The sequence below is a fragment of the Sphingomonas asaccharolytica NBRC 15499 genome (genome assembly GCF_001598355.1).
Lineage (GTDB): Bacteria > Pseudomonadota > Alphaproteobacteria > Sphingomonadales > Sphingomonadaceae > Sphingomonas > Sphingomonas asaccharolytica.
This window is the reverse complement of the sequence record NZ_BCYU01000059.1, coordinates 1-19,012: the sequence shown is the minus strand read 5'-3', so window position 1 is coordinate 19,012 and position 19,012 is coordinate 1. Positions and strand designations below refer to the sequence as shown.

At 65.5% G+C, this 19,012-nt stretch carries 17 protein-coding genes and 2 pseudogenes; 12 read left to right on the top strand and 7 right to left on the bottom strand.

Features of this window, described 5'->3' with window-relative positions:
- The first annotated feature begins 44 nt into the window (after nucleotides 1-44).
- The 6 genes from ftsZ to SAS01S_RS15400 all read left to right on the top strand — a co-directional run bounded on the left by ftsZ (nucleotide 45) and on the right by SAS01S_RS15400 (nucleotide 8,643).
- On the top strand, nucleotides 45-1,523 hold the full coding sequence (ftsZ, locus tag SAS01S_RS15425; RefSeq protein WP_066810392.1) for a cell division protein FtsZ: 1,479 nt from the start codon (nucleotides 45-47) through the stop codon (nucleotides 1,521-1,523).
- 227 nt (nucleotides 1,524-1,750) lie between these two features.
- Nucleotides 1,751-4,021, top strand: coding sequence for an SPOR domain-containing protein (locus SAS01S_RS15420; RefSeq protein ID WP_157082846.1), 2,271 nt, complete (start codon nucleotides 1,751-1,753; stop codon nucleotides 4,019-4,021).
- A gap of 66 nt (nucleotides 4,022-4,087) precedes the next feature.
- Nucleotides 4,088-5,257, top strand: a complete 1,170-nt coding sequence (locus SAS01S_RS15415) for a deoxyguanosinetriphosphate triphosphohydrolase (protein WP_066810388.1) — start codon at nucleotides 4,088-4,090, stop codon at nucleotides 5,255-5,257.
- Between the two features lie 108 nt (nucleotides 5,258-5,365).
- Entirely contained in the window at nucleotides 5,366-6,913 is a 1,548-nt protein-coding gene (locus SAS01S_RS15410; protein ID WP_066810383.1) for a DUF1800 domain-containing protein, read from the top strand.
- Between the two features lie 2 nt (nucleotides 6,914-6,915).
- Entirely contained in the window at nucleotides 6,916-8,067 is a 1,152-nt protein-coding gene (locus tag SAS01S_RS15405) for a DUF1501 domain-containing protein (protein ID WP_066810381.1), read from the top strand.
- Between the two features lie 153 nt (nucleotides 8,068-8,220).
- Nucleotides 8,221-8,643: a YybH family protein gene (locus SAS01S_RS15400; RefSeq protein ID WP_169804972.1), complete on the top strand. Its 423-nt coding sequence runs from the start codon at nucleotides 8,221-8,223 to the stop codon at nucleotides 8,641-8,643.
- A gap of 154 nt (nucleotides 8,644-8,797) precedes the next feature.
- On the opposite strand, the gene SAS01S_RS15395 is transcribed toward SAS01S_RS15400, so the two are convergent.
- On the bottom strand, nucleotides 8,798-9,736 hold the full coding sequence (locus SAS01S_RS15395; protein ID WP_066810377.1) for a LysR family transcriptional regulator: 939 nt from the start codon (nucleotides 9,734-9,736) through the stop codon (nucleotides 8,798-8,800).
- Between the two features lie 114 nt (nucleotides 9,737-9,850).
- Here SAS01S_RS15395 and SAS01S_RS15390 point away from each other — a divergent pair, with 114 nt between their 5' ends.
- A complete protein-coding gene (locus tag SAS01S_RS15390) occupies nucleotides 9,851-10,765 on the top strand; it encodes an alpha/beta fold hydrolase (protein WP_066810375.1) in 915 nt (304 codons plus the stop codon).
- A gap of 19 nt (nucleotides 10,766-10,784) precedes the next feature.
- On the opposite strand, the gene SAS01S_RS15385 is transcribed toward SAS01S_RS15390, so the two are convergent.
- Nucleotides 10,785-11,594, bottom strand: coding sequence for a class I SAM-dependent methyltransferase (locus tag SAS01S_RS15385; RefSeq protein WP_066810372.1), 810 nt, complete (start codon nucleotides 11,592-11,594; stop codon nucleotides 10,785-10,787).
- Between the two features lie 131 nt (nucleotides 11,595-11,725).
- Here SAS01S_RS15385 and argS point away from each other — a divergent pair, with 131 nt between their 5' ends.
- The 3 genes from argS to SAS01S_RS15370 all read left to right on the top strand — a co-directional run bounded on the left by argS (nucleotide 11,726) and on the right by SAS01S_RS15370 (nucleotide 15,081).
- Entirely contained in the window at nucleotides 11,726-13,453 is a 1,728-nt protein-coding gene (argS, locus tag SAS01S_RS15380) for an arginine--tRNA ligase (protein WP_066810371.1), read from the top strand.
- Nucleotides 13,453-14,208, top strand: coding sequence for an SPOR domain-containing protein (locus SAS01S_RS15375; RefSeq protein WP_066810365.1), 756 nt, complete (start codon nucleotides 13,453-13,455; stop codon nucleotides 14,206-14,208). Before argS ends, SAS01S_RS15375 begins: the two co-directional genes overlap by 1 nt.
- Before the next feature lie 336 nt (nucleotides 14,209-14,544).
- Nucleotides 14,545-15,081: a hypothetical protein gene (locus SAS01S_RS15370; protein ID WP_439646844.1), complete on the top strand. Its 537-nt coding sequence runs from the start codon at nucleotides 14,545-14,547 to the stop codon at nucleotides 15,079-15,081.
- A 109-nt stretch (nucleotides 15,082-15,190) separates the two neighbouring features.
- Here SAS01S_RS15370 and SAS01S_RS22250 read toward each other — a convergent pair whose 3' ends face one another.
- Nucleotides 15,191-15,397, bottom strand: a complete 207-nt coding sequence (locus tag SAS01S_RS22250; protein ID WP_439646845.1) for an HlyC/CorC family transporter associated domain-containing protein — start codon at nucleotides 15,395-15,397, stop codon at nucleotides 15,191-15,193.
- Nucleotides 15,398-15,415: 18 nt separating this feature from the next.
- Here SAS01S_RS22250 and SAS01S_RS22245 point away from each other — a divergent pair.
- Both SAS01S_RS22245 and SAS01S_RS15360 read left to right on the top strand, forming a co-directional pair.
- A pseudogene (locus SAS01S_RS22245) lies at nucleotides 15,416-15,511 on the top strand (transposase domain-containing protein); the annotation flags it as partial.
- A gap of 81 nt (nucleotides 15,512-15,592) precedes the next feature.
- On the top strand, nucleotides 15,593-15,910 hold the full coding sequence (locus tag SAS01S_RS15360; RefSeq protein ID WP_066810361.1) for a hypothetical protein: 318 nt from the start codon (nucleotides 15,593-15,595) through the stop codon (nucleotides 15,908-15,910).
- Nucleotides 15,911-16,117: 207 nt separating this feature from the next.
- Here SAS01S_RS15360 and SAS01S_RS15355 read toward each other — a convergent pair whose 3' ends face one another.
- The 4 genes and pseudogenes from SAS01S_RS15355 to SAS01S_RS22865 all read right to left on the bottom strand — a co-directional run.
- Entirely contained in the window at nucleotides 16,118-17,008 is an 891-nt protein-coding gene (locus SAS01S_RS15355; RefSeq protein ID WP_066810359.1) for a hemolysin family protein, read from the bottom strand.
- Between the two features lie 9 nt (nucleotides 17,009-17,017).
- Nucleotides 17,018-17,527, bottom strand: coding sequence for an rRNA maturation RNase YbeY (gene ybeY / locus SAS01S_RS15350; RefSeq protein ID WP_066810357.1), 510 nt, complete (start codon nucleotides 17,525-17,527; stop codon nucleotides 17,018-17,020).
- On the bottom strand, nucleotides 17,527-18,525 hold the full coding sequence (locus tag SAS01S_RS15345) for a PhoH family protein (protein WP_066810355.1): 999 nt from the start codon (nucleotides 18,523-18,525) through the stop codon (nucleotides 17,527-17,529). Before SAS01S_RS15345 ends, ybeY begins: the two co-directional genes overlap by 1 nt.
- A 248-nt stretch (nucleotides 18,526-18,773) precedes the next feature.
- A pseudogene (locus SAS01S_RS22865) lies at nucleotides 18,774-19,012 on the bottom strand (hypothetical protein); the annotation flags it as partial.

The window sequence follows — 19,012 nt, the reverse complement described above, 5'->3', positions numbered from 1 at the left end:
GGGCATAAGTGCTTCGGGGGGCGGAGCATGTCGGAGAACGCGTAATGGTTGAATTTCTTCCTCCGGATGTGGACGAACTGACTCCGCGTATCGCGGTGATCGGCGTCGGTGGGGCGGGCGGCAACGCGATCGCCAACATGATGAAGAACGATGTTCAAGGCGTCGACTTCCTCGTGGCGAACACGGATGCGCAGGCCCTCAAGCAAAGCCAGGCGGGACAGAAGATCCAGCTCGGCGTGCGGATCACGCAGGGGCTCGGCGCGGGGGCGCGGCCTGAGATCGGTCGTGCCGCGGCGGAGGAAGCGATCGACGGCGTCGCCAAGATGCTGGAAGGCGCGCACATGTGCTTCATCGCCGCCGGCATGGGCGGCGGCACCGGCACAGGTGCCGCTCCGGTCATCGCCAAGGCGGCGCGCGACATGGGCATCCTGACCGTCGGCGTGGTGACCAAGCCGTTCGCGTTCGAGGGTAGTCGCCGTGCAAAGGCGGCCGAAGCCGGTATCGAGGAACTGCAGAAGTACGTCGATACGCTGATCGTCATTCCGAACCAGAATCTGTTCCTGGTCGCCAACGCCAACACCACCTTCAAACAGGCCTTCGAAATGGCCGATGAAGTGCTGCAGCAGGGCGTGCGCGGCATCACCGACCTGATGGTCATGCCTGGCCTGATCAACCTCGACTTCGCCGACGTCCGGTCGGTGATGCAGGAAATGGGCAAGGCGATGATGGGCACCGGCGAGGCCGAGGGCGACAACCGCGCCATCGAAGCCGCGTCGAAGGCGATCGCCAACCCGTTGCTCGACGGCGTCAGCATGAAGGGCGCCAAGGGCGTGATCGTCTCGATCACCGGCGGCGAGGACATGCGCCTGCTCGAAGTTGACGAAGCGGCCAATCATATTCGCGAACTGGTCGACGAAGACGCCAACATCATCTGGGGGTCGGCATTCAACCCCGATCTGGAAGGCAAGATTCGCGTGTCGGTCGTCGCCACGGGAATCGAAGCCGATAGCGCTGCCGTGGCTGCCGCCGCGGCGGAACCGGCGACCCGCGCGTTCAGCTTTGGCCGCAGGGTGGAGTCGGTGATACCGGCGCCGCCGGTCGAAGCGGCGCCCGAACCTGAAGCCAAGGCGGAGCCTGAAGCGGACACGCAGCCTTTGACGCTCGATACGCCGGCCGACACCACGGCGCCGGAAGCTGACGCCGACGAACTGGTGCTCGGCAGCGAGGTTGCGGTCGACGATGAGGCTGTTCCGGCAGAGTATGAAGCGCCTGCGGCCGCCGAGGCTGCGGCCGAGGAAACGCCGGGCTGGCTGTCGCCGGGCGAGAGCGCCGAAGAAGCTCCGGCCATTTCCACCGGTGACGAGGCGGAAGCGCCGCCGGCACCGCGCATGAAGCTGGGCGGTACGCTGTTCGAGCGGATGCAGAGCGTCGCGCGCGGCGGCACGCGCTCCGAGGCGGACGAGGGTGAGGGCAAGGATTCGCTCGATATCCCGCGCTTCCTGCACCGCCAGAACAACCAGTAAGCCGATTTGCGGGGTGTCGGCGACGTTCATCGTCGCCGCGCCCCGCCTCGCCGCTCGTGAAGCCCAAGGTCATTTCCCGTTCAGCCGCCGATCGGTTTAGGCTGGCATCCGACATGATATTCCGCCGCGCTCTCGGCCTCGCCGCTGTTGTTTTAGCAATGAGTGGCGGACAGGCCTTCGCTCAGACCATTGATGAAAATCGAGATGCCGACGCGCTGGCCGCGGACATGCGCATCCTCGCTGCCAATCCGCTCGACATTGAAGCGCTGGTCACCGCCGGTGAGCTCACCCTCAGGATGGGCGACAACACCGCGGCCGCCGGTTTTTTTGGCCGCGCCGAAAAGCTCGATCCGCTCAATCCGCGAGTGAAGGCCGGACTCGGCAGCTTGTTGGTGCGTGCCGAGCGCCCCGGCGAAGCGCTGCGCCGGTTCCAGGAAGCCGAAGCGCGCGGGCTCGATCCCAGCAAATATGCCGGCGATCGCGGCCTCGCTTATGATCTGATCGGTGAGCAGGAGCGCGCGCAACGCGATTACCGCCTGGCGCTGCGGGCAAAGCCTGATGACGAGATAACCCGCCGCTATGCACTGTCGATGGGGATTTCGGGGCGCAAGAAGGAAGCGCTCGACCTGCTCGACGCGCTGCTCCGTAAAAGCGATCGCGCGGCATGGCGCGACCGCGCCTTCATCCTGGCGATGAGCGGCGATCGTGACGGGGCGCAAAAGATCGCCAATTCGATGATGTCGCCGGGCCTTGGGGCGGGGCTGGCGCCGTTCTTCGACCGGCTGCCGATGCTGTCGGCCGCCGATCGCGCCTTTGCGATCAATTTCGGCGAGTTGCGCGCGACGCCCGAACGCATCGCCGACGCGCGGATGATCCCAGCGCTGCCGCGGCTTGGGCCCGACCCCTCCGCGCCCAAGGTGCTCGCGGTGGTGGAGCAACCCCGGCCGCGCCCGATTGTCCAGGAGGACACCAAGAAGCACAAGAAGCGCAAGAAGGATGAGTATCTCGCCCCCGCAGTACCTGCGGCCAAGCCCGCACCGCCGGTCGAGGTGGCGATGAACCCGCCGTCTTACCTCCCGCCGCGTGCGGTACCAACGCCCGCACCGCCGCCGTCGCCCGCGCCGTCACCGCGCGTCGTCTATGCCGCGCCGCTGGCCGCGCCGAAGCCTGCGTTGACCCCGGCACCGACTCCCTTGCCGCCGCCGGTCAAGGTCGCCGAGGCTCCGAAACCGACTCCCACTCCCACGCCGGCCCCCCCACCGGCTCCGCCGCCCGCGTCGGCGACGGTCGTCGCTCCTCCTCCAGCGCCGTTGCCCGCACCCATCGTGGTCGCGGCGGCGCCCGCCCCGGCTCCCGGCTTTAGCGCGACGAGCGCCGATAAAGGCGTAGCCGACCGTCCCACCGCGGCCGAGGCTGGGATCAGCCCGGCGCCGACCGCGACCTCGCGGGTCAGCGAAGACACGGTGCTCGCCAGGATCATCGCCGGCATCTCGGTACCGGGTTCGGAGCTAGGCGTCGCGCCGCTGCCGACGCGAGCCGCTCCACCGCCACCGTCACCGCCGCCGCCGGCACCCAAGCCGGTCGAAGTCGCGCCCGAGACAAAGGCAAAGGTGGAGGCGCCCAAACCCGCCGCCAGGGCGCCCGAACCCAGGTCGACGCCCCGCAAGACGGCGAATGAGGAACTGGCCGACGCCGGCGACGGCAGGTCCGCCAAGGGGCGCAACGGCAAATCGTCGGCGGACGCAAAAGCATCGAAGGACGACGCGGCGATCGATCAGATCGCGTGCCCCCCGCTGACCAAAGGCAAAACGACGACGCGGAGCCGGGCGGCTGCAAAGGGCAAATCGACCACCAAATGCGAGGTCGCTGACACCAAGGGCGGCCGCGATGCCAAGCAGGATAGTGCCGCGCTCGACGACAATGGCTGTCTGCCACCGGCCAAAGGCAGTACGGCGACGCGCGGCAAGGCGACGCTGAGAGGGAAGTCGGCCGCCAAGTGCGAGACCGCGGACGCGAAAAGCGCGCGCGACGCGAAGGACGACGGAGTGGCGCTCGATAAGAATGGCTGCCCGTTGCCGGTGACCAAGGGCAAGACAGGGACACGTGGTAAATCCGATCCGGTTGCCACCACGCGCGGCAAAACGAGCGCGAAAGGCAAGGCGTCGGCCAAATGCGAAGCTGCCGACGCCAAGGGCTCCAAGGCGGATGTAGCGACCAAAGGCGATCCCGCGCGCGTCTGGGTGCAGGTCGCCGGCGGCGCCAACCAGGCGGCGCTGGAAAAGGCCTGGAACGCGCTCAAGACCAAAGCGCCCGACTTGTTCCGCACCCGCCAGGGATGGTCGACGCCGCTGCGCGCCACCAACCGCGTCCTGACCGGGCCGTTCAAGTCCGAGGACGAGGCGCAGGCGTTCGTCAATCAGATGGCCAAAGCCGGCCTGTCGGGGTTCGTCTTCACCAGCACCAAGGGGCAGAAGGTCGATCGTCTCGGCGGCAAGTGACCGCCTCGGCTTTGCGCTCAAGTATCGGTTAGATTTCCCAAACTCGCGCCGCTACACGCGAGCACGATGACCAGGACGCCCGCACCTTATGCTTCGCATCCCGATGACAGCCGCGGGCGGCTTTATCCCGAACCGGAAACCACCGCGCGGGGACCGCGCGACGCCTTTCAGCGCGACCGCGACCGCATCATCCACTCGATCAGCTTCCGCCGTCTGCGGCACAAGACTCAGGTCTTCCTGGCGCCCGACGGCGACCATTTCCGCGTCCGGCTGACGCACAGCCTGGAAGTCGCGCAGATCGGCCGCACGGTCGCGCGGACATTGGGCCTCAACGAAGACCTGACCGAAGCGCTGTGCCTGGCGCACGATATCGGTCACCCGCCGTTCGGCCATGCCGGCGAGGATGCGCTGGAGGCGGCGCTCAACGACCGCGGTGGGTTCGACCATAATGGCAACACGCTGCGCACTCTGACCGAGATCGACAGCCCTTATCCGCGTTTTCCCGGCCTCAACCTGACCTGGGAGACGCTGGAGGGGCTCGCCAAGCACAACGGCCCGATCATCGAACCGCAATGGGCGCTGGCGCGCGCCGACCAGCAGTTTCAGCTCGAGCTCGCGAACTGGCCCAGCCTGGAGGCGCAAGTCGCGGCGATCGCCGACGATATCGCCTATGACAATCACGACATCGACGACGGGCTGCGCGCCGGGCTGCTGAGCCTGGATCAGCTGCTCGATCTGCCGATGATTGCCGCGCGCTGGGACGAATGCCGTGCGCGGTTCTCGGACGTCCCGCCCGAGCGGCTGGTCGGCGAACTGATCCGCGGCCAGATCGGCGGGATGGTCATGGACCTTATCGAAACCAGCCGCGCGGCGATCGCCGACGCGCGGGTGACATCGGCCGACGACGTCCGCGATGCGGGCAGGGCGCTGATCAAATTTTCCGAGCGGATGCGCGACGACGAGCGCGAATTGAAGCAGTTCATGTACGCGAACCTGTATCATCATCCGCGCCAATTGGCGGCCGCAGAAGCGGCGCGGGACGTCGTCGCTGGGTTGTTCGCCGCCTATCATGCCGACCCCTCGCTGATGCCGAGCGATTGGGCGGGGCGCTTGCCCGCCGATGAACCCGGGCTCAGCCGGCACATCGCCGATTTCATCGCAGGCATGACCGATCGTTATGCAATTGCTCGTTATCGGGAAGCGGTCGGACCGATCGACCTGCCTGATGGGTTCTAGGCAAACCATCACCGGCGCGAAGGGAACGTCCGGCCGGCGCGTTATGCTCGGGATAGTTGTGCGACACTTGCGGGCTAGACCGCGGGTGCGAACAGGAGTGACGCGCCGATGGCGGCGACCGATGCCAGCATTGCCCTCAATCGCTTCGGGCTTGGCGCCCGGCCCGATGACGGCGCTCCCGACGATCCCAAGGCCTGGTTGAAGCACCAGTTAGAGGCGTTCGATCCAAAGCCTGCAGCGCTCGCCGCGGTACCGCCGCGCGCCAGGGTCGCGGGCGAACTCGCCGATTTCTACGACCAGCAGCGCCAGTTGCGGCAGATGGGTCTGGGCCGCCGCCAGCAACAGCAGCGAGCCGCGCCCGCGCCGATGCCGCCAGCTGCGCCGCAAGATATGGCGATGGCTGCAGCTGCCACGGCCGTCCCGCCCGGCACACCCGAACCAGGCGCCAAGCCCGATGCCGACGATCCGCTCAAGGACGCGCGGCGCTTCGTCGGCCGTCAGGTCCGCGACGATTATGCCGCTGCGGTCGGCGCGCGGATCAACGCCGCGCTGAGCAGTACCGCCCCGTTCGCGGATCGCCTGACGCATTTCTGGGCCAACCATTTTGCGGTGTCGGCCGACAAGCTCCAGGTGATCGGCTTGTCGGGGCTGCTCGAATTCGAGGCGATCCGGCCCAATTTGACGCGTACGTTCGGCGACATGCTCAACGCCGTCGAGCGCCATCCGGCGATGCTACTCTATCTCGACCAGGCGGTGTCGGTCGGCCCCAATTCCACGGCGGGGCGGTTCGCGGCGGGGCGCCAGCGCCCGAACGGCCGGAAGCTCGGTCTCAACGAGAATCTCGCGCGCGAGATCATGGAACTGCACACGCTGGGCGTGCGCAGCGGCTATACTCAGGTCGACGTCACCGAATTCGCGCGCGCGCTGACCGGCTGGTCGGTGGCGGGGATCGGTCGCGGGCCCGGTGCGCGGATGGCGGGGACCGCTGGCACGCCAGGCGATTTCGTGTTCGCCGAACGGCTGCACGAACCTGGCGAACGCACCATCATTGGCCGCAAATACGGGCAGGAAGGCGAGAAACAGGCGCAGGCAGTGCTCGACACGCTGGCGACCAGTCCCGCGACCGCGCAGCACCTCGCGACCAAGCTGGCGCGGCACTTCGCCGGCGACACCCCGCCGCCCGCGCTCGTTCAGCGGCTCCAGGCGAGCTTCGTGAAGACCGGAGGCGATCTGCCCAGCCTCTATCGCGTGCTGATCGACAGCCCCGAATGCTGGGTGCCGCAACCGGTCAAGTTCAAGTCGCCATGGGAATGGACGGTGTCGGCCTATCGCGCGCTCGGCATGAAGCAGGTCCAGCCGCTCGCTGCGGTCGGACTGCTCAACCAGCTCGGCCAGCCGACCTGGAAGCCGGGCTCGCCCGCCGGTTATGACGATATCGCCGCGAGTTGGGCAGGGCCCGATGCGCTGGTCCGCCGGGTCGAAGCATCGGAACGTTTCGCCACGCGCGCCGGCGCACAAATCGATGCGCGCGCGCTCGCCCGCAAATTGTTCCCGGCGACGCTGGCCCCCGCAACCGAACAAGCGTTGGCCCGTGCCGAAAGTCCCGGCCAGGCGCTCGCCTTGCTCCTCGTCTCTCCCGAAATGTTGAGGAGGTAACCATGCACGATCGCCGCTCTTTCCTGATCGGTTCCGCGGGTGCTGCCGCGCTCGCGCTGGCGCCGCGCATGGCCTTCGCCAAGGCGGAGACCGATCGCCGCTTCGTCTTCATCATCCAGCGCGGCGCGGCAGACGGGCTCGGCACGATCGGCGCAATCGGCGATCCGGCCTTCGCCGGCGCGCGCGGCCAGCTGGCCGAGGATTTCGCCACCGGCAAGAAGCTGGACGCGACGTTCGCGCTCCATCCCGCCATGACGTCGCTTGGCGGCATGTACGATGCCAAGGAAGCACTGTTCGCGCACGCGATCGCCTCACCCTATCGCGATCGCTCGCATTTCGATGGCCAGAACGTGCTCGAAAGCGGCGGGCTCGGCGCCTATCAGGTCAAGGACGGCTGGATGAACCGCATGCTCGGCGTCATCCCTTCGGGCGAGGCCAAGGCGATCGCAATCTCCGCGACGATCCCGCTCGCGATGCGCGGACCGCATGAGGTGACCAGCTACGCGCCGTCCGCTCTCCCTCAGGCATCGGACGACCTGCTGACCCGCGTCGCCGCGCTCTATCAGGGCGATAGCCAACTCCACGGGCTGTGGAGCGAAGCGATGGACACGCGCCAACTCACCAGCGACCTTGCCGATGTCAGCGTCAAGAACGCGGCGGCGACCGGCCAGCTCGCGGCGCGGTTGCTGGCGCCGGCCAATGGCGCGCGGATCGCGATGATCGAGACCGGCGGCTGGGACACCCATGCCGGTCAGCGCGACCGGCTGACGGCGCAGCTCAAGGGGCTCGACGCGATGCTCGCCAGCCTCAAGACCGGCATGGGTCCGGTGTGGAACGACACGATGATCCTGGTCGCGACCGAATTCGGCCGTACCGTCGCGGTCAACGGCACCGGCGGCACCGATCATGGCACCGGGTCGGCGGCGATGCTGGTCGGCGGCGCGGTCAAGGGTGGGCGCGTGGTGGCGGATTGGCCGGGGCTGGGGCAGGCGGCTTTGTTCGAAGGCCGCGACCTCAAGCCGACGCTCGGCCTCGACCAGTTCGTCGCTGGCGCGGTGGCCGGGCATTATCAGGTCGACCCCGGCAAGGTTATGGCGACCTTGTTTCCGGACACCAAGGGACAGAATGCGGTCGGCGGGTTGAGCCGGGTATAATATTGCGTCACCCTTACGAGCGACCGGACTTCACGCCCGGCCGGTCTTGGGCGGAGAGGCGCGGACATGCGGGACCAATTTCTGACCAGGCGCAAGGCGATCGCAGCAGCAGCAGCGGGTTGCGCGGCAATTGTGGATTTAGGCGCAACGGCCGTGCCCCTCCCTACTACCGACCCGGCCGGTCCGGAGAAGGCGTTGCGCGCCTTTCTCCGCGCGTTCGAGAATTGCGACCTGCCAGCGATGGAAGCGGCATTTGCGCCCGAGGCGACCAGTTTCGATCGCGCCCCGCCCGTGCCAGGCGACCTGTCGCTCTACCGCCGCAAGAGCGGCATGCCGGCCGGAATGCGACAATTGGCGCTCGCCTTGCCCACGGCGCAGCTGGGGCCGCCTTATCATCACCTTCAGCCGGCAAATCTGTCAGTAGAACGTTATGACGATTTTGCGATTGCCATGTTCGAACTCGAGGGCGCCGACAATCTCGGCCGCCGGACCGTGATTCTGCGGCGATATGGCGAACATTGGTTGATCGTCCATCTTCACGCGTCGAACGTATATCTCCCGTCCTCGGCGCCATAGCACGCGGGCCAGCAAGGGGGGCGTAACGAACGTGCGCGCCATATCGATCAGCGCGGTCGATCAATCCCTTGGCGTGTGGTCCAGGCTGGGCACGCGATGGTGCTTTCGGAAACCAAAGGAGCGGCGCCAGTCAGCGGCCTGTCGCGGGCATGATCTACGCGGCTGTGGCAGAGGCGCGAGCTGACTCAGCCGGCGCAGAGTAATCCCAATAAGGCGGGTTGCCGAAGGCGCGCCGCAGGGTGTCGGTCAGCGCGACGACCTTGGCGGACTGGGTGCGGGCAAGCGGGTAGCAGATGTAGAGCTCGGCGCCTTCGGCCGCCGCGCCGACCTCGACATGGACGAGCGATCCGCCGGCAAGCTCGGCATGGACAAAGAAATCGGGCAGCAAGGTGATGCCCAGCCCGGCTAACGCCGCGTCGCGCATGATCAGTCCATTGTTCACGCGCATCACGCTGCGCGGCCTGATCACGGTCCAGCCCTCCGGCCCATCGAACCGCCAATCGGCCTCGCGATTGGTATAGACGATGCCTTTATGGGCGTTGAGGCAGGCCAGCGACTGTGGTGTTCCGTGACGCGCGAGATAATCGGGCGACGCGACCAAGATCCGCCGCGTCGTCGCCAACCGCTTGGCGACCAATCGGTTGTCCGCCACCGGGCCATGGCGGATGACCGCATCGAACCCGTCGGCCGCGGCGTCGACAAAACGGTCGTCGAGATCGAGCGTCAGCTCCAGACCGGGATGCTCGGCTAGGAAAGCGTATAAAGCCTGTCCCAGATGCAGCACGCCGAAGCTGACGGGGGCCGACAATTTCAGCGTGCCGGCGAGCGTATCGCGCCGCTCGGCGATTTCGGACTGCGCTTCCCGCGCCTCGAACAGGATCCGTTGCGCGCGGGGCAGGAAGCTCTCGCCGTCCTCGGTCAGCGACAGCTTGCGCGTGGTTCGTTGGACGAGCCGGACGCCCAATGTCCGCTCGAGCTCGGTCAGCCGTTCGCTGATAACCGACTTGGCATGCCCCAATTGCCGCGCAGCTTCGCTGATCGATCCGGATTCGGCAGTGGCGACGAACGCGGCGATGCCGTCCATCTTGATCATCGTTCGATCCTTCCGAAAGCCGAATTCGGCATTGTCCGACTAGTCCGGACGATGCATCGCGCGCACTTTCCTGTCGATAGCGCCCAACGTGACGCGCCAAACAGGAATATTGCCATGTTTCGTTCAGCCATTCTCGCGTTAAGCCTGCTCGCCGCGGCACCGGCGGCGGCCCAAGTCCAGCCCTTCCCGGCCTCCTTCGTCGAACGCGACATCGCCACCAACGGCACGACGCTGCATGTTCGCGTCGGCGGCAAGGGTCCCGCCGTGGTGTTGCTGCACGGTTATGGCGAAACCGGCGACATGTGGGCGCCGCTGGCGGCCGATCTGATGCGCGATCATACCGTAGTGGTTCCCGACCTGCGCGGGCTTGGCCTGTCGGCGCGCCCGGCCGGCGGCTATGACAAGAAGACGCAAGGCCAGGACATTGCCGGCGTTCTCGATGCGCTGACGATCGACAAGGTCGACCTCGTCACCCACGATATCGGCAATATGGTCGGCTATGCCTTTGCCGCCGAGCATCGCGATCGCATCAAGCGGTTCGTGCTGATGGACGCGCCGATCCCGGGCATCGGGCCGTGGGAAGAGATATTGAAGAACCCGCTGCTGTGGCATTTCCGCTTCGGCGGGCCCGACATGGAGCGCCTGGTCGCTGGACGCGAGCGCATCTATCTCGACCGTTTCTGGAATGAATTCTCCGCCACGCCGGCCAAGTTCAGCGAAACGTCGCGCGAGCATTACGCCAAACTCTACGCACTGCCGGGCGCGATGCACGCCGGCTTCTCTCAATTCGCGGCGTTCGACCAGGATGCGATCGATGATCAGGCCTTCCTCGCCGCCGGTAAGCTGACCATGCCGATCCTGGCGATCGGCGGCGACAAATCCTTCGGTACGACGATGGCGACAGTGATGCGCGCCACGGCGACGAATGTTGCGGGAGCGGTGGTGCCCAATTCCGGCCATTGGCTGATGGAAGAGCAGCCCGGTGCGACGGTGAAGCTGGTTCGCGATTTCCTCGATGCGGGTAAATGAGTTCGAGTGTCGAGCGCGCCTAGCGCGATTTACGCGCCATACCGATCAGCGCGGTCGACCGGATTCCTTCAGGTGTCAGGTTCAGCGCCAGCGCCGCCGCTTCATCGGCGAACGCGGCGCGCCGATCCTCGTCTAGATCGCGCCACAAAGGCGACCAACCGAATGCGAGCTTGGCATTGTCGCGGAACCATTCGACCGGCGGCGCCGGCCATGCCCTTTCCACCGAGTGGACCGCTTGCGGTTCGAGGCCGACCTGACGGAACGCCTGATCGAGCAGTGACGTCGAATTGAACAGCCGCGCCATCGGCGTGGGGACGGGGCGATCGGGAAACAGGCGCCGCGCCGCCTCCTGGAACAATATCGCCGGGCCAGCGCCGCCGGCATTCTCCCACACCGCGACCACCGCCAGCCCACCCGGCCGCAGCACGCGGGCGATCTCTGCGAAACCGGCGATCGGGTCGGGGAACATGAACACGCCGAACATCGAGAAAGCGGCATCGAAGCTCGCCTCGACGAAATCGAGCGCTTGGCCGTCCATCACCAAAGCGCGTTCGCCGGTGCGGATGGCGGCGGTCCGCTCCTGCGCCACGCGGACCATGCCGGGCGAGAAATCGATTCCGATCGCATCGGCGCCGTCCTGCAGCGCGATCGACAGCAACGCGCCGGCTCCGGTCGCGACGTCCAGCACGCGAGCGCCCGGCGGGAGGGCGGCGAGTTGCCATGCCGCTTCGCAATACAGGCCGGTCATGCGATCGGCCTCGTCCGCATAGCGTTGCGCGAGCGAATCCCAGTGCGCTGGATCGTTGATGGCTTGAGGTTGGGCAGTCATATTCGCCAGCTAATGATACAACATAACATAGTCAACCGCGTGGCGTTGAATATGATGGCCGGCATCGCAATTTGAGTGTGGCGCGCGCTTGGTCTAAGGGCGCGCCTTCTCCTTATCGTTGGACCCCAGGAATGACCCTCTACACCCGTTTTGCCGCGCATATCGATGCGGCGCTCGATGCCCTGACCGCGCACGGCGACTTGCCGAGCGCGCTGGCGCGAGGCGCGGTGACGGTCGAGCCGCCGCGCGACGCCAGCCATGGCGACTTGGCGACCAACGCCGCGATGGTGCTGGCCAAGCCGGCCGGGACCAATCCGCGCGTGCTCGCCGACAAGATCGCGGCGGAACTGGGCAAACTCGACGAGGTGGCGAGCGTTGCCGTCGCGGGCCCCGGCTTCATCAACATGACGCTGACCGACGACACCTGGCGCAACGAGCTCGCCGCGATCATCGACGGCGGCGCCGATTACGGCCGCTCGACCAAGGGGCTCGGCCAGACGGTCAATGTCGAATATGTCTCGGCTAACCCTACGGGTCCGATGCACATGGGGCATTGCCGTGGTGCGGTGGTCGGCGATGCCCTCGCGTCGCTGCTCGAATGGGGCGGCTACAAGGTCATCCGCGAATATTATGTCAACGATGCCGGTGGCCAGGTCGACACACTCGCGCGCTCCGCGCACCTGCGCTATCGTGAGGCGTTGGGCGAGGATATCGGCGAAATCCCCGAGGGCCTGTACCCGGGGGACTATCTGATCCCGGTCGGCCAGGCGCTTGCTACCGAGTTCGGCGACAAGTTCGTCTCCGCGCCGGAAAACGAATGGCTGGCGCTGTTCCGCAAGGTCGCGGTCGCGCAGATGCTGGTGCTGATCAAGGATGACCTCGCGCTGCTCGGCATCCATCATGACCTGTTCTCGTCCGAGGCCGAGCTGCAGGCGGCGAAGAAGCCTGAAGCCGCCGAGAAGGAGCTGCGCGCGCGCGGGCTGATCTATGACGGTGTGCTCGAGGCGCCGAAGGGCGAGACGCCCGAAGATTGGGAGCCGGTCGAGCTGCCGCTGTTCCGCTCGTCGCAATATGGCGACGACCAGGACCGGCCGATCAAGAAGTCGGACGGCAGCTGGACCTATTTCGGCGCCGATCTCGCCTACCATTGGCAGAAGGCGCAGACCGCCGACGCGCTGATCGACATCTGGGGCGCCGACCATGCCGGCACCGTCAAGCGGATCGTCGCCGCGGTGCAGGCGCTGACCGGCGGAAAGACGCGGTTCGACGTCAAGCTGGTCCAGATGGTGCGGCTGCTGCGCGCCGGCGAGCCGGTCAAGATGTCGAAGCGTTCCGGCAACTTCGTGACGCTGGCTGACGTGGTGCGCGAAGTCGGCAAGGACGTCGTCCGCTTCACCATGCTGACGCGAAAGGCCGATGCCCAGATGGACTTCGATTTCGCCAAGGTGGTCGAAGCCTCGAAGGACAACCCCGTCTTCTACGTCCAATACGCCCATGCGCGAGTCGCATCGCTCAAGCGGCGCGCGGCGGAGGCCGGGATCGCGTGCAACGGAGTCGACCTGTCCCAGCTTGATACGGAGGACCTGCAGCTGGTGAAGCTTGCGGCGCAGTTCCCACGCGTGGTCGAGACCGCGGCGGCGGCGCGTGAGCCGCACCGGATTGCCTTTTATCTCTACGACTTGGCGGCAGAGTTTCACGCGCAATGGAATGTCGGCAACGACCGTCCCGAGCGGCGCTACCTGATTCCGGACCGTCCCGAGCTGACGTGCGCGCGGCTTTTCCTCGGCGACGCTATCGGGCAGATTGTCCGCAACGGTTTGGCCATCATGGGGGTCGAGGCCGTCCAGGAGATGAAGTGATGGCGGGCGAAGAGGACGAATATGTGGCGTCGGAGCCTGTGCCCGAACCCGCGGCACGCGATGAGGACCGATTGCCCTGGCTCGAAACCGCGGCGGATGACGACGAGGAGGGGCCCTCGCTCGGCCGTCTCGTCGGCCTCGTCCTGCTCGGGCTGGTCGCGCTGGGGGCGGTGCTTGGCGGCGTCTATTGGTGGAAGCATCGCTCGCCAGCGCCCGGCAATGGCGACCTGATCGCCGCGCAGGAAGGCGACTACAAGGTCAAGCCCGAGGATCCCGGCGGCCTCAAGGTCGAGGGCGAGGGCGACGCCTCGGTCGCGGCGAGCGGCGGCAATGGCGGCGGCAATAGCCAGATCGCGGTAACCAAGCTGCCCGAGGCGCCGGTTGCCGGCACCAAGGCGGCGGCCAACGCCAAGACCGGACCTGGCAGCCCGGTTGCGACCGCCAGCGTGGCAGGCTCGCGCGGCAAGCTGGTGGCACCGCCACCGGGCAAGCCGATAGCGGTCGCCAATGGCGGTGGCGGCGGTGCGCTGGTGCAGCTCGGTGCTTTCCCGAGTGAGGCCGCGGCCAATTCGGCGTGGACGCGGGACTCGAAGCGATTCAATTACATCGCCAATCTCGGCAAGTCGGTCGAGAAGGCGGAGGTCAATGGCCGCACTTTCTATCGGCTCAAGGTCAATGCCGGCAGCGCCGGTGCTGCGCAGGAATTGTGCGGCAAGCTGAAGGTCGCGGGCGAGGCGTGCATCGTCACCAATTGACGTCGCATTACGCGGCTTGAACAAGGCGGGAATGGAAGGCCGGGGTTGATCCCCGGCCTTTTTTTGTCCGACTTGGCGAACCGCGCACCTGCGCTCCGGGCGAATATGGGACGTCGTTGAACGCGCGGTCGAACGTAAAGGTCAGCATGAGGCTTGTCGGACGTCCCCTTGCAGGGACGCTGTGATCAACAGGAAATTTGAATTACGTTCTATTTAAGTACCATGCGCGAGTGAGGTAGGTGATCATCGATGCTGGGACGCTTACACGAGACGGTAGGCGCTCGCGCTTCAGGCCGATCCGGAAGCCGACCGATCGGCAAGCTAGCCGGTCGCGGAATGCTTTTGTTGACGCTCCTGGCAATCGGCTGCCAGCCGAAGCGACCCCCGCCGCCCCGTCTTCTTGTCGATGGACTGCCGGTAAGTGGCGATCTGGGTTTTGCGCAAGCCAAGGGCTTCAAGGCCTGCTTCAACGAAGATGCAATGCACATGCGCTGCCGCCGGCACGACGTTATGTTTCTCGGCCAAGGCCCCTTTGAAGCGGCGGTCGATTTGCTTGGCGGTTATGGGCAATCGGGCTTTGATCAGCTCACATTATGGCACGCTTCGGACAACGAAGAGGTCTACAAGATCCTGGTATCACTTGCAAAAATGGGTTGGCATTATTGTTACACCGGTGACGGGGACCGAGGGGACCAGGCAATCTTCACGCATCAAGGGGAGCAGGTCAGGATATCGATGGACATCAGCTATTGGGCTAAGCGTCGCCTTAGAGTGATACCAAATTGGAATAAGAGTGGACTAAGTGAAAACTGCATTCCGGAGAAAAGCCTTCTTCGGTTCGGGGCGGACGTGGCAAAAGCAGCGAGGCGATAATCGGCTGCGGTAACGCCCGCATTGAGATGCAGAGGCGGCAGGACACTTGGGCTCCCGATCGGACCCCGTATCGGCCCGCTGCATCCTCCTCGTCGTGTGAAAGCCGCCGTTAGGATTCGGCGCCTTCTGGGATTGGCTTGGGAGGATGGAGGCGCAAGCGTTCGATGCGGCGCGAATCCGCTTCGAGCACTTCGAGCGTCCAGCCCGACGGAGTCTCCAAACATTCGCCCTTGAGCGGCACGCGGCCGGCAAGCACCGCCGCGAGCCCGCCGAGCGTGTCGACATCCTCATCATGTTCAGCGAGTCCCGGGTCGATCGTCTCGGCGACGTCCTCCAGCTCAACGATGTCGATCCGCAGGCCTGGCTTGCCGATGTCCTAGCGCGCATCGCCGAGCATCCGGTGAACCGCCTCGGCGAGTTGCTCCCGTAAACCTGGCGAGCCGTTCGAACAGCACTCGCAGCCTGATTTGGGATAATTCCCATTTCGCTGTTGGTGAGCTAACGTGCGCGAATGCAAAGCAAGCAAAAATGGCTTTTCGCTGTTGTGTGGATTGGCTTACATTTCACTCTTGCCGTTGGCGCGCTCTTCGCATTCGTCGATCAATTCGAACTAATCAACCAAGTCACAATGCCCAGCGTATGTGACGCGGTCATCAAAGCAGGGGGCTGGGGTCTAAAATCACGCCTGGTCTTTGCATTCACATGCCTGGACCCGGACAACTTACGGGACTTCTTTGTCGCTGCGCTGATCGGTGTTGCTTTATTCTTAAGCCCGCTTACCCTGGCCGCCTATCGAACTTTTGCAAAATCAGATAGCCTTCGCCGTTAGCATTTGCCGAACCACCAGCCCTGATGGCTACTTCCAGTCGTCATCCCCGCGGAATCCTCCCGACACCCCAGCGCGCCCTGCCGCCAGCCCAGCGAAAGCTGGGGTCTCCGGCGCTTACGCTATGCTGCTTGAGATCCCAGCTTGCGCTGGGATGACGAGTTTTGGAAAGGTCCGCTTAAAGAACAACGCCTTATTTTAGTTCTCAACCTAGGATTCGGCGCCTTCTGGGATCGGCTTGGGAGGGTGGAGGCGCAATCGTTCGATGCGGCGCGAATCCGCTTCGAGCACTTCGAGCGTCCAGCCCGACGGAGTCTCCAAACACTCGCCCTTGAGCGGCACGCGGCCGGCAAGCACCGCCGCGAGTCCGCCCAGCGTGTCGACATCCTCGTCATGTTCGGCGAGTCTCGGGTCGATCGTCGCACCGACATCCTCAAGCTCGACGCGGGCATCGGCATCCCAGGCACCGCCGTCCAACGGCACGAGCAACGCCTCGGGCGCATCATCATGCTCGTCTTCGATGTCCCCGACGATTTCCTCGATCAGGTCCTCGATCGTGACCAGGCCTTCGGTGCCCGAATATTCGTCGAGCACGATCGCCAGGTGGACGCGCTTCGATTGCATGTCGGCGAGCAGGTCGAGCGCGCCGCGCGACATCGGCACGTAAAGCGGCTGGCGGATCAGGTCGCCGATGGTGTCCGGATGCGGCGCGCCGGTCGCCAGGATTGCGAACACGTCCTTGACGTGGATCATCCCGATCACTTCGTCGAGGCTACCGCGATAGACCGGCAAACGGCTATGGCCTGCTTCGGCGAACAAGGTGACGAGATCGGCGAAGCTGGTCTTTTCCTCGACGGCGACGATATCCGCGCGCGGCACGCCGACATCGCCCGCGTCGCGCTCGCCGAAATGGAGCAGGTTGCGGACCATCTGGCGCTCGAGTTGCGACAAGTCGCCTGCGGCATCGGGGGCCGGATCGTCCTCATGGCGTTCGATCACGTCCTCGAGCTGATCGCGCAACGTCGGTTCGTGTTCTCCGAACAGCGACTTCAGCTTGCGCCAGATACTGTCGCCGGCGTCGGTACTGGGGCCCTCGGGCATTGTAGTCGGTCAGTCCTCTTTGATCAGATAGGGGTCGGCGATGCCGAGCGAGGCGAGCGCGTCGGTTTCGATCGATTCCATCGCTTCGGCGTCATGGTCGGCCATGTGGTCATAACCTAGCAGATGCAGCACGCCGTGCACGATCAAATGAGTCGTGTGCGTTTCGATGGCGATGCCGCGCTCCGCCGCCTCGGCCGTGCAGACGCCGTGGGCGAGGACGATATCGCCGAGCAGCACCTCGCCATCGTCCGAATTTTGCGTCACCGTTTCGAGCAGATCGGCCTGAACCATCGGGAAGCTGAGGACGTTGGTCGGCTTATCCTTGTGGCGGTATTGATGGTTGAGCGTGTGCACCTCGTCGTCCGAGGTGAGGCGCAGCGAGATCTCGACCGCGGCGGGAATCGTCAGCAATTCGCCATGCGGCGTGCGATCGATCGCCGCGCGCGCGGCGCGGTCGGCGAGGGTATCCCAATCGTGTTCGGGCCAGGGGGATTCGCGAGTGAGGGCGATCTCAAGCATCAGCTGTGCGGCCCTTCATAGGCCTCGACGATCCGCCCGACGATCGGGTGGCGGACGACGTCGGCGGAAGTAAAGCGGCTCATCGAGATGCCTTCGATCCCCTCCAGCCGGGTGACGGCGTCACGCATGCCCGACGCTTCAACGCCGCCGGGCAAGTCGACCTGATTGGGGTCGCCGCAGATCACCATCCGGCTGCGCTCGCCGAAGCGGGTCAGGAACATCTTCATCTGCGCCGGCGTGGTGTTCTGCGCCTCGTCGAGGATGATGAAGGCATCCGCCAGCGTGCGCCCGCGCATGAACGCGATCGGCGCGATTTCGATCTCGCCCGAACTGATCCGCCGCTCGACTTGTTCGGCGGGCAGGCAGTCGTTGAGAGCATCGTAGAGCGGGCGGAGATAGGGATCGACCTTCTCCTTCATGTCGCCGGGCAGGAAGCCGAGCTTTTCGCCCGCCTCGACCGCCGGGCGCGACAGGATCAGCCGCTGGACGCTGCCGGTGATCAGCTGCGATACGGCTTGGGCCACCGCGAGGTAGGTCTTGCCGGTGCCGGCCGGCCCGAGCGCGAAGATCATGTCGTTGGTGGTCAGCTCGCGCATGTAATGCGCCTGCGCCGGCGTGCGCGGCACGATCGTCTTCTTGCGCGTCCGGATCATGATCGACGGCGTCGGGCTGGCCTCCGCGCTGATGATCCCGTCGAGCACCGGCTCCGAGGCCATCGCGATCGACGCGTCGACCAGGCCGGTATCGATATCCTCGCCGCGCTGCAGGCGCTTGTAGAGGTCGTAGAGCACGTCGCGGCCCATCGCGACCTGCTCGGCCGATCCCTCGAGCCCGACACGATTGCCGCGGGCGGTGATGTAGATGCCCAGGCGATGTTCGAGCGCGACCAGATTCTGGTCATATTGCCCGAAAAGTTGCGCGAGCAGCTGTGGCTTGTCGAAGGTCAGCTCGACCCGGCTGCGTTCACCGGATTGGGCGGGGACAGGCTTGCGGCTCATGCGGTCCTTTCGGCGAGTAGGGATTGGTGGAGCGGCGAGTAGCCGGGTTTCATGACAGCGCCGAACGAGGCCATGCGGAAAGATGTTCCGTCAGGCGTCAGGGCGGGAAGGGCGTCGCGCATCCGCGGATGACGATGGCAGATCGGCGATGGGGATGACAGCGGGAATTCACTTCTCATCCGGCGTTGCGGCGAACTGTGCGATAACGGCAACACGAAGCGAAAGCCGCCCGCCATGCAGAACGTCGCTCAGCGTCGCGCCATCGCCCGCGCAACATAAGCGATCGGCCAGCCAAAGCCGACGACGTGAATGCCGAAGCTCAACGCCATCATCTCCGGATTGGTGGTCGGCTTATAGCCTACCGCCGACAGCGGGAGGACGACCCAGTTCATCACGACATAGGCGATGATCGCGCAGAGCAGTCCGCCGATCAGTGGCCGGCCGTAGAGGAAAGGCAGGCGGGTTGCCGCGGCGATATAGGCGCCCG

Coding starts and splice junctions, on each gene's coding strand:
- SAS01S_RS15370 (WP_439646844.1), top strand. CDS start 14,545: ATGCTTTTGTTGACGCTCCTGGCAATCGGCTGCCAGCCGAAGCGACCC.
- argS (WP_066810371.1), top strand. CDS start 11,726: ATGACCCTCTACACCCGTTTTGCCGCGCATATCGATGCGGCGCTCGAT.
- ybeY (WP_066810357.1), bottom strand. CDS start 17,527: ATGCTTGAGATCGCCCTCACTCGCGAATCCCCCTGGCCCGAACACGAT.
- ftsZ (WP_066810392.1), top strand. CDS start 45: ATGGTTGAATTTCTTCCTCCGGATGTGGACGAACTGACTCCGCGTATC.
- SAS01S_RS15385 (WP_066810372.1), bottom strand. CDS start 11,594: ATGACTGCCCAACCTCAAGCCATCAACGATCCAGCGCACTGGGATTCG.
- SAS01S_RS15415 (WP_066810388.1), top strand. CDS start 4,088: ATGACCAGGACGCCCGCACCTTATGCTTCGCATCCCGATGACAGCCGC.
- SAS01S_RS15410 (WP_066810383.1), top strand. CDS start 5,366: ATGGCGGCGACCGATGCCAGCATTGCCCTCAATCGCTTCGGGCTTGGC.
- SAS01S_RS15355 (WP_066810359.1), bottom strand. CDS start 17,008: ATGCCCGAGGGCCCCAGTACCGACGCCGGCGACAGTATCTGGCGCAAG.
- SAS01S_RS15390 (WP_066810375.1), top strand. CDS start 9,851: ATGTTTCGTTCAGCCATTCTCGCGTTAAGCCTGCTCGCCGCGGCACCG.
- SAS01S_RS15360 (WP_066810361.1), top strand. CDS start 15,593: ATGCAAAGCAAGCAAAAATGGCTTTTCGCTGTTGTGTGGATTGGCTTA.
- SAS01S_RS15405 (WP_066810381.1), top strand. CDS start 6,916: ATGCACGATCGCCGCTCTTTCCTGATCGGTTCCGCGGGTGCTGCCGCG.
- SAS01S_RS15420 (WP_157082846.1), top strand. CDS start 1,751: ATGCGCATCCTCGCTGCCAATCCGCTCGACATTGAAGCGCTGGTCACC.
- SAS01S_RS15345 (WP_066810355.1), bottom strand. CDS start 18,525: ATGAGCCGCAAGCCTGTCCCCGCCCAATCCGGTGAACGCAGCCGGGTC.
- SAS01S_RS15395 (WP_066810377.1), bottom strand. CDS start 9,736: ATGATCAAGATGGACGGCATCGCCGCGTTCGTCGCCACTGCCGAATCC.
- SAS01S_RS15375 (WP_066810365.1), top strand. CDS start 13,453: ATGGCGGGCGAAGAGGACGAATATGTGGCGTCGGAGCCTGTGCCCGAA.